This is a genomic window from Azospirillum sp. UFLA03-27, from assembly GCF_059803775.1.
The window spans coordinates 1-12,904 of record NZ_JAUQTX010000200.1 but is presented as its reverse complement, the minus strand read 5'-3'; the positions used below and the strand labels follow the sequence as shown (position 1 = coordinate 12,904).

The following is a 12,904-nucleotide window of genomic DNA, read 5'->3' as shown; positions in this document are numbered from 1 at the left end:
CGAGATCTACACTCGCGTATAATCGTCGGCAGCGTCAGATGTGTATAAGAGACAGGGGTTGATGCCGGTGGACAGGTCCACCCAAGGTTCCGGCGCCCCGGGAAAGGCCGCCCGCGCCGCGTCGAGGTCGCCGCCGTGGATGATCTCACCCTGAGCGATCCTCTCCTGGACGATTCTCCCATGGACGATCCTCTTGGACCCCGCCGCCGATTCCGCCATCATCCCGCCCCTTCCCTTCCCCCAGAGGATTCGATCCCGTGGAGCTTCATCCGTCCGTGCTCGCCGCCGCTCTCCTCATCGAGGCCGCCGCCGGCTATCCGGACGCACTCTACGCCCAAATCCGTCACCCGGTGGTGTGGATCGGGGCGCTTATCGCCCAGCTTGACCGCGCGCTCAACCGGGAGCGCGACTCCTTCGCCGTCCGCAAGGCGGCGGGAGTGCTGGCTCTGCTCGTCCTGCTGCTGGTGGTGGGCGGTGCGGCGTCGGCGGTGGCCGGATTGTGCCGGCACCTGCCGCTCGGCGGCCTCCTCGAAGCGGCGCTGGCCTCCACCCTGCTGGCGCAGCGCAGCCTGCACGACCATGTCGCCGCGGTCACCGCCGCCTTCCGCGACGGCGGGCTTGAGGCAGCGCGCGAGGCGGTGTCGCGCATCGTCGGCCGCAACCCGGCGAGCCTGGACGAGCATGGGGTGAGCCGCGCCGCCATCGAAAGCCTGTCGGAGAATTTTTCGGACGGGGTGGTCGCCCCGGCCTTCTGGCTGCTGGTCGGCGGCCTGCCGGGAATCGCGCTCTACAAGGCGATCAACACCGCGGACAGCATGATCGGGCACCGCACGCCCCGGCACGAGGCTTTCGGCTGGGCCGCGGCGCGGCTGGACGACTTGGTCAACCTGCCCGGCTCCCGCCTATCGGCGCTGCTGATCTGGGTGGCCGCCCGCTTCACCGCGGGGGCCGACGCCGCCGAATCCTGGCGTTCGGTGCGGCGCGATGCCCACCGCCACCGCTCTCCCAACGCCGGCTGGCCGGAGGCGGCGATGGCCGGAGCCCTCGACCTCCGGCTCGGCGGGCCACGGGTCTATGGCGAGGTTCGGATCGAGGACGCCTGGATGGGGCCGGGCCGCACCGCCGCCACCGCGCAGGACATCACCAACGCCCTTCACCTCTATCGGCGCGCCTGCATCGCCCTGGTGGCCGGCGCACTGCTGCTGGCGCTGACGCTCTGACCGCACCAAAGGAAAAGGGGCTCCGAAGAGCCCCTTTCCTGTTCAAACGACCCGGCCTCAGGCGACCCGGCCTCAGGCGACCCGGAAGTTCTTGAACTGCCAGGGATCGTCGTGGTCGACATCCTCGGGGAACAGGCGCTCGCGGTCCTGCAGCGGAGTCCAGTCGCCATAGGCGCCGACCAACTCGCCGAGATAGGGCTTGGCGATCTCCAGGATGCGCTGGAAGTCGATCTCGTCCGGCTCGACGATGCCGCGGTTGGGATTCTCCAGCGCCCAGACGATGCCGGCCAGAACCGCCACCGTGACCTGCAGGGAGGTCGCGTTGTTGTAGGGCACCAGGGCGCGCGCCTCGTCGATGCCCAGGCGGGAACCGAACCAGTAGATGCCCTTCTTGTGGCCCATCAGCAGCACGCCCAGCTCGTCGGTGCCGCTGACGATCTCGTGCATCATCAGGCGCTGGCTCGGCTGCATGTACCAATTCTTGCCGGCCAGCTCATGCACCGACTTCACCGCGTCGTCGCAGGGGTGATAGGCGTAATGCACGGTCGGGCGGTAGGTGACGTGGTTGCCGTCGCGCTGGGTGTAGTAGTCGGCGATGGAGATCGCCTCGCTGTGGGTGATGAGGAAGCCGTGGAACGGCCCCTCCAGCGGGGTCCAGGTGCGCACGCGGGTGGAGGCGCCGGGCCGCATCAGATAGATGGCGGCGTCGCAGCCGAACTCGTGGCGGCGGCCATCGGCCGGGAAATGCTTCTCGTGGCTGCCCCAGCCGAGTTCGGTGGGCTGGCAACCCTCGCCGACGAAGCCGTCGATCGACCAGGTGTTGACGAACTCGCCCACCTTCTTCGGCTCGTTGGAGACCTGGGTGTCGCGCTCGGCGATGTGGATCACCTTGACGCCCAGCTTGGCGGCCAGGGCGCCCCAGCCGGCGCGGTCCTTCGGGAGCTCCGTCGATTCGCCGGTGTCGGCGGCGACGTTGAGCAGCGCCTGCTTCACGAAATGCGAGACGAGGCCGGGGTTCGCGCCGTGGGTCAGAACGGCGGTCGGCCCGCCCTCATAGGCGGCGCGGTGCGACAGCGCGGTCTCACGCAGGGCGTAGTTCGTGCGCAGCGACGGCGACAGGGACGGGTCGGTGTAACCGCCGGCCCACGGCTCGACGCAGGTGTCGATGTAGAGCGCGCCGACCTTGTGGCAGAACTCGAACAGGGCGACGGACGACACGTCCACCGACAGGTTGACCAGGAAATCGCCCTTGCCCAGCATGGGCTCCAGCACCTGGACGTGGTTCTCCCTCGTCAGCGGCAGGTTGATGAATTTGACGCCAAGCTCATCCGCCTCGGCATGACCGCGTTCCTCGGCGGTGACGATGGTGATCTGGTCCTTCGTGATTCCGATGTGGCGCAAAATCAGGGGCAACACTCCCTGGCCAATCGATCCGAAGCCGACAATGACCATGCGGCCGGTGAAGGTGATGTGCTTGGTGTCCAGGGTCATCTAAGACGGTCCCCCGTGGTTGGCGTGACAGAAATACAGCCCGTCACCCTCACGCCTCTTGCAAAGGCGGAGGGTGGCGGACCAACGATGGTTTACGGTGATTTTTTAGGGATATCCACAGCTTTCCCGCGATGCGGGACTTATGCCACGCAGCTCTTGAGGACGTAGCCGGGCGTTTCCAGCAGCGGCGCGTCCGAAACCTCGACCACGCGGGCCTGGTCGAACCCGTTGAAGGCGGTGCGCAGGCAGGAGCCGTAGGCCCCCAACTGGCCCAGCTCGATCCAGTCGCCGGTGCGGATGTCGGCCGGCAAATGGAATGGGCCGTTCATGCGGTCCGCGCTGTCGCAGGTCGGGCCGTAGAAGGCGAAGGCCTCCACCGGCTCGTCGCCCATCGGCGCGAAGGGGCGGATCATGCGGGCCGGGAAGCGGAAGCCGGGAACCCCGGCGTCCGACAGGGCCCCGTAGACGCCGTCGTTGATGAACAGCTCGTTGCCGCGGCGCTTCACCACCTGCACGACCAGCGACACGCCCGGCGCCACCAGCGCGCGGCCCGGCTCGCACCAGACGCGGCAATGCACCGGCAGGTCGAGCTTGGACACGCCGCGGGCGATGGCCTCCATGAAGTCGCCGAGCGGCGGCGGGGTGACGCCCGGATAGGAGACGGGGAAGCCGCCGCCCACATCCAGAACGTCGATCATCACGCCCGACTCCGCGATGATGCGGCCGGCCAGCTCCAGCGCCCGCTCATAGGCGGACGGGTCGAGCATCTGCGAGCCGACATGGAAGGACACGCCGACCTTCGGGGCCACCATGCGCACGGCCTGGAGCAGTTCGACCGCCTCCGTCGCCGGGGCGCCGAACTTGCCGGACAGGTCGTAGACCGCGTTGCCCTTCGGCAGGGCCAGACGCACGACGAGGCCGAGGTCCTGGGCGTCACCCGTCTCCTCCAGAATCTTCTGAAGCTCCTCCATGCTGTCGAGCACGAAGTCGCGCACGCCGTACTGCTGGTAGGCGGTGCGGATCGCCTCGCGCCCCTTCACCGGGTGCATGTAGTGCAGCACCGCATCCGGGAACATCTGGCGGATCAGGCGGATCTCGCCGGGCGAAGCCACGTCGAAGTGGCGCACGCCGCCGGCCCACAGGGCGCGCAGCACCGCCGGCTCCGGGTTGCATTTCACGGCGTAGAGCACGTCGCCGGACACGGCGGCGTCGAAAGCGGCCACGAAGCTGGACGCGGTGTCGGCCAGGACGCCCGGACGGATGCAGTGCATCGGCTCCTCGGGCCGGGCCATCGCCACCGCCTGATGGACGGAGGTGCGGCGGTCCGACACCGGCGAAGCGCCGAAGGACGGGGCGGAGATGGAAACACCGCGGCGCAGCGGGGCGACGGCGGAACGGGAACGGATGAAGCCCATGGCGCACTCCTTACCCTGGGCCACCCGGCGCGGGGCGGTCCAGCGAACAGACGGGAATCCGGCGCGGCCTTCAAAGCCGCGGACCAGAATTCGGGTTGTGGTGAAAGGCGACGGAGAAAAGCCGGGTCAAACGCTCACGAGCGGGCTAACAGCTCCGCAGGTTCAAAGCGTCGATGTCCGGCTATGGGCTACCGTCTGAGAGCCCTGCCGTGGAGAGCCAACATGCCTACCTCCCTCTCGGGACCGGCCCACTGATGACCGGTTCTGCCAAAAAGGACGCGGTACGTCGTTGCATAACCACAGAGGGCCATTGGCACGTGCGAGTGCGTCGTCCCCGATGAATTACGCTTTTTCCCCGGCGATTCAAGTGATTTTTTGATGACAGGGCGTGATCGGCCCGGGGTCGGCCCGGGATTGGAACGATGGCGGCGGTCAGCGGGGCACCGCGTCCGCCGCCTCGACGAAGGTCGGACGGTCGGAGCCGAGCACATGGTCCATGAACCAGAAGCGCAGGAATCCCCGCACCGCCACGCCGGGGTCCAGACGACCGCTCTCCACCTGTTGGCGGATGCGGGCGAACTGCCCCTCCAGCAGCCGATGATGGTTGCGGTGGGCCACGAAACGGCTGGGCGCCACACGGCGCAGCACACCTTCCTCCATGGCGAAATGAGCGTGCACATGGTCGTGGAGCAGCCCCAGAAGATCCAGCAGTTCGCCGGTCGGCGCCCCTTGGCGGCTCATCGCGTCCAACTCGTTCATAAGCTCGGCGAGTTGGCGGTGCTGCGCGTCGAGCGGCCCGACCCCGACCTCGAAAGCGCTGTTCCAGGCGATCAGGCTCCGCCCTTCCGGTGCCAGGGAGGCGTCGCGCACCAGCGCTGTGTAATCCCCATCGTGCCGGATCTCGTGCCCGCACAGAGCGGCGTCCAGAGTGCCCGCCACCGTGCACAGGAAGTCCGACGTCACATCGCAGTCGCGCACATAGTCGATGAGACGGCCGAACTGCTGGTCCAGCATCGCGTGATGACTGGCGTGCTCCTCCCACCGGGTGAATCCGGCGGCGCGGATGATGACCTCCTCATGGTCGAAATGCGTGCGCATCTCATCCGCGAATCGGCTGAAACGGGGAACCATGGAATCGCGGGAAGCGCCGTCCGCGCACGCGCGGCGGATGGCGTCGACATGGTCCATCAGCGAGCTGTGGGCCGCGTCGATGAAGCCGTTGCCCGTGCGCGGGACGGTGTGGCCATCCGTGGTCATGGAGCCTCCGAAGCGGGTGACGCGCCGCCAGCGATTGGGGGCCGACACCGAAGGCCTTGTAACAGCGTCGCTTTTCGCCCGCAATCGGCTGCGGCGAAAGGTAACGGCAGCGGGGTCATGGCGTGCGGGTCATGGAACGGCACCGGCTTCCGGTTCGAACTTCGGAAAACGGTCGGCGATCACGTCGCCGGTGAATGAGGCCACCCAGCCGTCCGGGCGCGTGAAGAAGCGGATGGCGGTGAACTCCGGATCCGGCCCCATGTCGAACCAATGCTTCGTCCGCGCCGGTATGCTCAGCAGGTCGCCGGCCCCGCACACGACGCGGAACACCTTCTCGTCCATGTGCAGGTAAAATGCGCCGCTCCCCTGCACGAAGAACCGGGCCTCGTCCTCGTCATGGGTGTGCTCCGCAAGGAAGGCGGCGCGGCGGGCCACCGCGTCCGGCTGGCCGCGCGGCATTCGCACCACGTCGGCGGACTGGAAGCCGCGCGCCTCCTTCAGGGCCAGCACCGGCCCGGCATAGGCGTCCAGCACCGCCTGGGCGTCGGCGGAGTCGGGAATGGCCTTGGGCGCCGGCCAGCGCTCGAACAGCACGCCGGCCAGCGCCAGATGGGCCGTGACCAGCGCTGGGTCGGCGGACGAGAGTTCCGCAACGGTGGGATCGGTGTCGCTGTAGACGGACAAACGGGCCATGGTCGCCTCGTTGTGCAGGTGCACCCAGAATGAGACGAAGCGGCGCCCGGCGCAACCGAAACGGTTGAAACCATACTTCGGTATGCGCGCAATGAACGAATCAGCGGCGGATCGCCAGCCCCAGCGACACGATCAGCCCGACCCCCAAAAGAAGCCCAACGAATCCGCCGACTCCGGCCCAGCCGAACCCGTGCCAGAAGACGCCGCCCAGCGTCCCGGCGATGGTGGAGCCCATGTAGTAGCAGAACAGATAGATCGCCGACGCCTGACCGCGGTTGACCGGCGCCCGCTGCCCGATCCAGCCGGAGGCGATGGTGTGGACCCCGAAGAAAGCGAAGGTGAACAGGGCGATGCCCGGCGTCATCGTCCACAGGCTGTCCGGCGTCATCAGCGCCAGACCGGCCGCCATCATCGCCGCGGCGACGGCCAGCACCCTGCCCCGCCCCAGCCGCACCGCCAGCCCACCGAACAGCGGCGAGCTGACGACCCCGCAGAGATAGACCGTGAAAACGGCACCGACCGCCGCCGGGCGCAGGTCGAAGGGCGGCGCCAGCAGGCGGAAGCCGATGTAGTTGAAGACGGTGACGAAGGCCCCCATGGACAGGAACCCCATGGCGAACAGGGCGAGCAGCCCGCGGTCCATCAGGTGCCCGCGCCACGCCCCGGCCAGTTCCCGCACGCCCGCCGGCCGCCGCTGGAAGTTGCGCGATGTGGGAAGCGCGAACCACACCGCCACGGCGGCGGCGATTCCCAGCGCGCCGATCACCCCCATCGCCATGCGCCAGGACGCGACGTCGGCCACCAGCGCCGTCAGCGCCCGCCCCGACATGCCACCCAGCGCCGTTCCGCCGATGTACAGGCCCATGGTGACCCCGGCGGAGCGCGGGTCCACCTCCTCCGACACGTAGGCCATGGCAACGGCGGGAAGACCGCTGAGCGCCATCCCTTCCAGCGCCCGCACCAGCAGCAGCGAGGCCCAGTCCGGCGCCATCGCGCCGCTGATGCCCAGCGTGCCGGAGGCGAGCAGGGAGAGCGCCATGATCGCCTTGCGGCCGAACCGGTCGGACACCGCCCCGGCGACCAGCAGCGCGAAGGCCAGAACGCCGGTGGACACCGACAGGGCGAGGCTCGACTGTGCCGGGGTGACGCCGAACTCCCGCGTGAACTCCGGCATCAGCGGCTGCACGTAGTAGAGCGCGGCGAAGGTTGAGAAACCGGCGACGAAGAGGGTGCGGCTCGCCCGCTTGTAGGCCGGCGTGCCGGCGACGAGGTAATTCGCCGCCGCCCCCTGCCCCGCCGGTTCGATCTGAATCCTACCGAAATCGCCGTCCGCCACGTCGGTCCGTCCCCATGATGCGCTGCAGCATGCACGCAAGAGGGGAATGTGCGCCCGCGACGGCGTCCTGTCCAACGGATCGGACGCAGTGCAGCAATATGATTCCGTTATGACAACCGGCCGTCCGGCGGGTTCAGGGGATCAGCGCGCCGAGGTCGAACTCCTTGGCGAAGGCCAGCATGGCGCCGCAGGCGCTGGCGGACGACACGCGCAGCACGCCGTTGCCCACGACCGTCGGGAACTTGCTCTTCTGAAGCGCCTGCTGGGCACGCTCCAGGTCGGCGACCGTCAGCACCATTCCGGCCAGGAAGGGGCGCGGAACCTCCAGCGCCGGGTCGCCGGTCCATCCCCAATGCAGCGCGGCGGGATCGGCCACCACGATGGGAGCGCTGCCGGTCGGCACGACGCGCGCCGGCCCCCGCGTCTCCACCGCCGTGCCGAACAGCCGGGCGTAGGAGGCGGCGGTGACGTCGGGATTGTCGGCGGCGACGACCAGGGCGGCGAGGCCGGTCACCGTGTTGTCGTGCTGGACCAACTCCGGACGCCAGACCACCTCGGGGGTGTGGTGCTGGCACAGGAAGACCCGCCCGCCCCACTCCGGCACACCGTCGATCGGGGTCGTCGTGAAGCGCGCCTGCTGCGCGCCACCCGGCAGCTCGACGGGGCGGCCGAACTCCACCGGCTTGCCCGCCGGATAGCCGGCCTCGACCAGGAGGCGTTGCGCCGCCCGCGCGTCGTCGGTCTTCAGCGCCGCCGCCGCGATGCCCTCGCGGGTTTTCAGAACGTCGCTGAAAAAGGCGGTGAAGGGGTGCGGCTGTTCGATGGCGAGCAGTTCCAGATAGTCGCCCGCCCCGAACATCATGGTGTGGTTGGCCGACTTCAGTTCGCCATGCCGGCCCTTCGGCGAGATGGTGAAGCCCATGCGGCGATAGGCGTCCTGCGCCTTCTCCAGATCGCGGACGACGATGACGAGATGGTCGATGCCGTTGATTCCGTGTGCGCCCATGACCCTTGCCCTTCCGCTTTGCCGGCTTTTCGCGTCCGGCCAGCCATAGTGCAAGGGAGGGGCGCAACGCAAGGGTCAGGGCGCAAGCGGTCGCTCGCGCCACGCGGCAACGACGTCCGGCATGGGCGGCGAGTCCCGGTGCTCGCCGTGGATCGCCAGAATCTCCGCCGGGGCGACCACGGCGCCGCGCGCCACGAAGGCGCCCTGCACCACGGCCAGCGCTGCCGTGCCCGTGGCGGTCTCCACCCGGTGCTCAATGAAGAAATACTTGTCGTCCCAGCACAGCACGCGGGTCGTCAGCTCGAAGCGCTGGAAGGGCGCCAGCGGGCGGCGGAAGCGCAGGTTGGCGGCGCCGATCACCGGTTGCCAACGGTGGCGCAGGATCGACCGCCCCATGCCGGAGCGCAGCATCAGATCGACGCGCCCCAAGTCCATGACGCTGAAATAGCGGGCGTTGGTCATGTGCATGTTGAGGTCGAGATCGGTCGGCCACACCCGGAAGCGCAGCCGTGCCGGTTCCAGGAACCCCACCGGCCGTCCGGTCAGAGCGGCCACGATGACGGCGATCAGGCGGAACAGCAAATTCATAACCCTATCCCCTCCGGCCCGGCCGGGCGGACGGGACCGCACGGGCTCACGCGCTCTTGGACGCCAACCCGCGCTCGTCCAGCGCGGCCTGCACCTGGGCCTCGATCTCCCGCAGCTCGCCCACGGTCGCCTCCAGGTCCTGGCGCTGCTGCTCAAGGTCCTTCAGCCGCGCGTCGATGCGCTTCTGCAGAACCTTCAACTGCTCCACCCCGCCATCAACGTTGTAAAGGTCGAGATACTCGCGGATCTCCGCCAGCGAGAAGCCCAGCCGCTTGCCCCGCAGGATCAGCTTCAGCCGGGCGCGGTCGCGCTTGGTGTAGACGCGGTTGTTGCCCAGGCGGTTGGGCGACAGCAGCCCCTTCACTTCGTAGAAGCGGAGGGCACGCGGCGTGATGCCCAGTTCCTCCGCCAACTGATTCACCGTGTAGAGCTGTTCCATGGTGGGGGGCACGCCTTCCGTCACGTCGCGCCGCGGCGGCGTGGGGAACGAAGGCTGCTCGCTCCACGCCGCCGGACGGCGTCTCCGTTCCTACCACACACACCACGGCGTGACAAAGCCGAGCGCCCTTTCCCTGGTCATCCCTCCGACTTCTGCAAGCTTTCCGCAATCAACTCCTTCTTCGACAGCTTGCCGACGGCCGTCTTGGGCAGCTCGGCGCGGAACTCGATCAGCTTCGGCATCTCGATCCGTGAGATCTTGTCGCGCAGGAAATCCTTCAACCGCTCCGCGGTCAGGCTGGCTCCGGGCTTGAGCTGCACGAAGGCCTTCGGGCTCTGGCCGCGGTAGTCGTCGGGGACGCCGATGACGCAGACGGCCACCACGTCGGGGTGCTGGTAGATGGCCTCCTCGATCATGCGCGGATAGACGTTGTAGCCGCCGCAGATGATCAGCTCCTTCAGCCGGTCGAGCAGGAAGACGTAGCCGTCCTCGTCCATCACCCCGACGTCGCCGGTGAACAGCCAGCCGCCGACGATGGTGCGCCGGCTCTCCTCGTCCTTGTTCCAATAGCCGGTCATGACGTTGGGGCCGGACAGCACGACCTGCCCCTTCTCACCGGGCGGCAACACGCGGTCGGGATCGTCCAGCGCGCGGATCTGCACCATGATGCCGGGCAGAGGCAGGCCGATGGAGCCCTCCTTGTTGACCCCGCTCAGCGGGTTGCAGGCACAGACCGGCGAAGCCTCGCTGAGGCCGTAGCCCTCGACCAGCACGCAGCCGGTGGCCTCCTCGAACTGCCGTTTCAGCTCCATCGGCAGCGGCGCCCCGCCGGAGATGCAGTAGCGGATCGACCGCATCGGGTGGCGCGCCACGTCGGGATGGCTCAGCAACGCCTTGTACATGGTCGGCACGCCGGGCAGCAGGGTGGGCTTGCGCCGCGCGATGGTCTTCAGGACCTGCAACGTGTCGAAACGCGGCAACATGATCAACTCCGCCCCCGCCGCCAGCCCCATGTTCAGGATCACCGTCATGGCGAAGACGTGGAAGAAGGGCAGGACGGCGAGCATCCGCTCCTCCCCCAGCGCCATGCCGGGGAACCAAGCCTGCACCTGCCGCGCGTTGGCCACGAGGTTGGCGTGGGTCAGCATCGCCCCCTTGGGCACGCCGGTGGTCCCGCCAGTGTATTGCAGCACCGCCACGTCACGCCGCGGGTCCAGCCGCACCGGCGGCATCACTCCGTCGTTGGTCAGCAGCGCGTCGAAATCCACATGCCGCCCGTCCTGCGGGATGCTCGCCAGTTCGCTGCGCTTCAGCACGCGGAAGAGGACGCTCTTCACCGGTGACAGGATGGAGGCCATGCGGCAGACGACCACCGTCTTCAGCCGCGTGCGGTCCAGCATCGCCTCGATGCGCGAGTGGATCTGCTTCAGATCGAGCGTGACCATGATCTCGGTCCCGGAATCCTCGATCTGGTGCTCCAACTCCCGCTCGACGTAGAGAGGGTTGTAGTTCACCACCGTGCCGCCGGCCTTCAGGATCGCGAAATAGGCGATCACGTAGGTCGGCGTGTTCGGCAGGCACAGCCCCACCCGCACGCCCGGCTTCACCCCAAGCGCCGCGAAGCCCTTGGCCGCTCGGTTCACCAGCCCCAGCACCTCCGCGTAGCGGTAGCGGCGGCCGAGGAAGTCCAGGCAGGGACGGTCGGCGTAGCGGCGGGCGGCCTCCTCGAACAGCTCGGCCAGCGGCGTCACGGCGATCGGCTGGTCCCAGGCGATCCCTTCGGGGTAACGGGCCAGCCAGGGATGGGCCGGCGTGTCGTCGCCGATGCTGCTCCGGCGCGCAAGATTCTCGGTCATTTCCGATCCTCCCGGCTGCGCGGCGGGTCAGGACAAGCGACGGCGGAAGGCGGTGCGCGGCTTTCGGAGTCCGGGCGCGGCGGTCTGCATGGTTTCACTCCCCTCGATTGATTTGATGGTTCCCGGATCGTTGAGGCGCCGGAAACCTTTTGGTTATGACGTTGACGTAAACGTAAACTCTGCCTACTGTCAAGGTCCGACAAACACGAATCCAGGGGAGAGAGACTGATCCATGGTTGAGGACATCCTGCGCGAACTCCAGTCCCGCTCCACCAGCTTCCGCAGCCTGAAGGCCGACGTCCGCTTCGCGCTGGAGGACGGCGAGGCGGTGCGGGTCAACGCCCGCGAGACGCCCGTCGCCATCGCGCGGGAGGACACCGGGGACGCCGATCCCGACTGCACCATCCGCATCTCCGCCGAGAACCTGAAGAAGCTGATGGACGGGCGGCTGAACCCGATGCTGGCCTTCACCATGGGCAAGCTGAAGGTGGACGGCTCGATGGGCGTCGCCATGAAGCTGGCGCAGCTTCTCGACGACTGAGCATCTGCGACTGAGCGACGGAAACCGGACGGCGGCACCATAAGCCGCCGCATCACGAACACAGGGAGGGAACATCCATGACGCACGCCCTGCGCGCGGCGCTGGCGGTCGCCGGCCTGCTGTTGTCCACGGCCGCGGTCCAGGCTGCCGAGCCGCGCACGCTGACCTACCGGATTCTGATGGGCGACGATCCGGTGGGCAGCGAAACCGTCCGGCTGGAGGCCCAGGGCGACGTGACCAAGGTCGCCGTCACCGCTTCGACGCGGGTGAAGGTGCTGTTCATCAACTTCCGCTACGATCACAAGCGGGAAGAGGTCTGGAAGGGCGGGACGCTCGACTCCATGAGCGCCCAGACCGACGACGACGGCACGCCTCACGCCATCCGGATGATGCGTACCAGCGGCGGTTACACCGTCACGGTGGACGGCAATGCCGGACAGACCGGCGCCGACATCCTGCCCCTGACGCTGTGGACCCCGGAGGTGCTGAAGCGCCCCACCCTGCTCTCGGTCATCGACGGCAAACCATACAACGTGCGCACCGACCTCGTCGGTACCGACACGCTGACCGTCGGCGGACGAGCGGTGCCGGCGCAGCATCACCGCATCTCCGGCGACGTGGAGCGCGACCTGTGGTTCGACGCGCGGGGCACGCTGCTCAAGACCCGCTTCAAGCGCAGCGGCTACGATGTTACCTACATCCTGGACTGAGATGTGTTCTGCGTGAGGGTGTGATGCCGCTGTTCGTGTTCCCCGATGACCCGTCCTGGAACGAGGAGGCCGACGCCGTGGAGTTCGCGGTGGAGGTCGGGGAGTATCACGGGCGGGTCTTCGTCCCGCGCCGCGCCTTGCAAACCCTCGCCGGCCATCTGCCAAAGCCGGACGAGGCGCTTCAGTATGTCTGCCTGAACCGCCCGGTCTTCGACAAAGCGGTGGAGGCCCGCATCATGGACCGCAAGCTGGACCCGGATGCGAACGTCCATCTGACGGCACGGGACGTGCGGCGGGTGGCGCCGTAGGAGGCCATCGAAATTTGAGTGGTCGCGTCGCCCCCCCTCCCGAC

The 12,904-nt window shown here is 68.1% G+C and carries 14 protein-coding genes; 4 read left to right on the top strand and 10 right to left on the bottom strand.

Features of this window, described 5'->3' with window-relative positions; genetic code table 11:
- Nucleotides 1-6: 6 nt before the first annotated feature.
- Nucleotides 7-222, bottom strand: a complete 216-nt coding sequence (locus Q4I23_RS24125) for a hypothetical protein (protein ID WP_498527897.1) — start codon at nt 220-222, stop codon at nt 7-9.
- A 35-nt stretch (nt 223-257) separates the two neighbouring features.
- Here Q4I23_RS24125 and cbiB point away from each other — a divergent pair, with 35 nt between their 5' ends.
- Entirely contained in the window at nt 258-1,220 is a 963-nt protein-coding gene (gene cbiB, locus Q4I23_RS24120; protein ID WP_454018430.1) for an adenosylcobinamide-phosphate synthase CbiB, read from the top strand.
- A 72-nt stretch (nt 1,221-1,292) separates the two neighbouring features.
- On the opposite strand, the gene Q4I23_RS24115 is transcribed toward cbiB, so the two are convergent.
- From Q4I23_RS24115 to Q4I23_RS24075, 9 genes are all read right to left on the bottom strand, one after another.
- Nucleotides 1,293-2,711: a homospermidine synthase gene (locus tag Q4I23_RS24115; protein ID WP_498527896.1), complete on the bottom strand. Its 1,419-nt coding sequence runs from the start codon at nt 2,709-2,711 to the stop codon at nt 1,293-1,295.
- A 140-nt stretch (nt 2,712-2,851) separates the two neighbouring features.
- Nucleotides 2,852-4,126: a type III PLP-dependent enzyme gene (locus Q4I23_RS24110; RefSeq protein WP_498527895.1), complete on the bottom strand. Its 1,275-nt coding sequence runs from the start codon at nt 4,124-4,126 to the stop codon at nt 2,852-2,854.
- A 432-nt stretch (nt 4,127-4,558) separates the two neighbouring features.
- Nucleotides 4,559-5,383 carry a hemerythrin domain-containing protein gene (locus Q4I23_RS24105; protein ID WP_498527894.1) on the bottom strand — a complete coding sequence of 275 codons (825 nt, stop codon included), beginning with the start codon at nt 5,381-5,383 and terminating at the stop codon, nt 4,559-4,561.
- 129 nt (nt 5,384-5,512) lie between these two features.
- Nucleotides 5,513-6,076: a 1,2-dihydroxy-3-keto-5-methylthiopentene dioxygenase gene (locus Q4I23_RS24100; protein WP_498527893.1), complete on the bottom strand. Its 564-nt coding sequence runs from the start codon at nt 6,074-6,076 to the stop codon at nt 5,513-5,515.
- A 100-nt stretch (nt 6,077-6,176) separates the two neighbouring features.
- The gene (locus Q4I23_RS24095) at nt 6,177-7,412 is read right to left on the bottom strand and encodes an MFS transporter (RefSeq protein ID WP_498527892.1); all 1,236 of its coding nucleotides are present in this window, start codon (nt 7,410-7,412) and stop codon (nt 6,177-6,179) included.
- A gap of 133 nt (nt 7,413-7,545) precedes the next feature.
- A complete protein-coding gene (locus Q4I23_RS24090; RefSeq protein WP_498527891.1) occupies nt 7,546-8,418 on the bottom strand; it encodes a VOC family protein in 873 nt (290 codons plus the stop codon).
- 75 nt (nt 8,419-8,493) lie between these two features.
- Nucleotides 8,494-9,006, bottom strand: coding sequence for a thioesterase family protein (locus Q4I23_RS24085; protein WP_498527890.1), 513 nt, complete (start codon nt 9,004-9,006; stop codon nt 8,494-8,496).
- A gap of 46 nt (nt 9,007-9,052) precedes the next feature.
- A complete protein-coding gene (locus Q4I23_RS24080) occupies nt 9,053-9,445 on the bottom strand; it encodes a MerR family transcriptional regulator (protein ID WP_094302185.1) in 393 nt (130 codons plus the stop codon).
- 137 nt (nt 9,446-9,582) lie between these two features.
- Nucleotides 9,583-11,301, bottom strand: coding sequence for a long-chain-fatty-acid--CoA ligase (locus Q4I23_RS24075; protein ID WP_498527889.1), 1,719 nt, complete (start codon nt 11,299-11,301; stop codon nt 9,583-9,585).
- A 232-nt stretch (nt 11,302-11,533) separates the two neighbouring features.
- Between Q4I23_RS24075 and Q4I23_RS24070 the strand changes: the two genes are divergently transcribed.
- The 3 genes from Q4I23_RS24070 to Q4I23_RS24060 all read left to right on the top strand — a co-directional run bounded on the left by Q4I23_RS24070 (nt 11,534) and on the right by Q4I23_RS24060 (nt 12,860).
- Complete coding sequence (locus Q4I23_RS24070) at nt 11,534-11,842, top strand: SCP2 sterol-binding domain-containing protein (RefSeq protein ID WP_454018439.1); 309 nt, start codon at nt 11,534-11,536, stop codon at nt 11,840-11,842.
- Nucleotides 11,843-11,919: 77 nt separating this feature from the next.
- Nucleotides 11,920-12,552 carry a DUF6134 family protein gene (locus tag Q4I23_RS24065; protein ID WP_498527888.1) on the top strand — a complete coding sequence of 211 codons (633 nt, stop codon included), beginning with the start codon at nt 11,920-11,922 and terminating at the stop codon, nt 12,550-12,552.
- Nucleotides 12,553-12,575: 23 nt separating this feature from the next.
- On the top strand, nt 12,576-12,860 hold the full coding sequence (locus Q4I23_RS24060) for a DUF1488 family protein (protein ID WP_038527656.1): 285 nt from the start codon (nt 12,576-12,578) through the stop codon (nt 12,858-12,860).
- Nucleotides 12,861-12,904 lie beyond the last annotated feature (44 nt).

Excerpts from the sequence above, each read along its gene's own strand:
- Q4I23_RS24085 (WP_498527890.1), bottom strand. The coding sequence starts at position 9,006 with ATGAATTTGCTGTTCCGCCTGATCGCCGTCATCGTGGCCGCTCTGACC.
- Q4I23_RS24070 (WP_454018439.1), top strand. The coding sequence starts at position 11,534 with ATGGTTGAGGACATCCTGCGCGAACTCCAGTCCCGCTCCACCAGCTTC.
- Q4I23_RS24125 (WP_498527897.1), bottom strand. The coding sequence starts at position 222 with ATGATGGCGGAATCGGCGGCGGGGTCCAAGAGGATCGTCCATGGGAGA.
- Q4I23_RS24080 (WP_094302185.1), bottom strand. The coding sequence starts at position 9,445 with ATGGAACAGCTCTACACGGTGAATCAGTTGGCGGAGGAACTGGGCATC.
- Q4I23_RS24115 (WP_498527896.1), bottom strand. The coding sequence starts at position 2,711 with ATGACCCTGGACACCAAGCACATCACCTTCACCGGCCGCATGGTCATT.
- Q4I23_RS24100 (WP_498527893.1), bottom strand. The coding sequence starts at position 6,076 with ATGGCCCGTTTGTCCGTCTACAGCGACACCGATCCCACCGTTGCGGAA.
- Q4I23_RS24075 (WP_498527889.1), bottom strand. The coding sequence starts at position 11,301 with ATGACCGAGAATCTTGCGCGCCGGAGCAGCATCGGCGACGACACGCCG.
- Q4I23_RS24060 (WP_038527656.1), top strand. The coding sequence starts at position 12,576 with ATGCCGCTGTTCGTGTTCCCCGATGACCCGTCCTGGAACGAGGAGGCC.
- Q4I23_RS24065 (WP_498527888.1), top strand. The coding sequence starts at position 11,920 with ATGACGCACGCCCTGCGCGCGGCGCTGGCGGTCGCCGGCCTGCTGTTG.
- Q4I23_RS24105 (WP_498527894.1), bottom strand. The coding sequence starts at position 5,383 with ATGACCACGGATGGCCACACCGTCCCGCGCACGGGCAACGGCTTCATC.
- Q4I23_RS24090 (WP_498527891.1), bottom strand. The coding sequence starts at position 8,418 with ATGGGCGCACACGGAATCAACGGCATCGACCATCTCGTCATCGTCGTC.
- Q4I23_RS24110 (WP_498527895.1), bottom strand. The coding sequence starts at position 4,126 with ATGGGCTTCATCCGTTCCCGTTCCGCCGTCGCCCCGCTGCGCCGCGGT.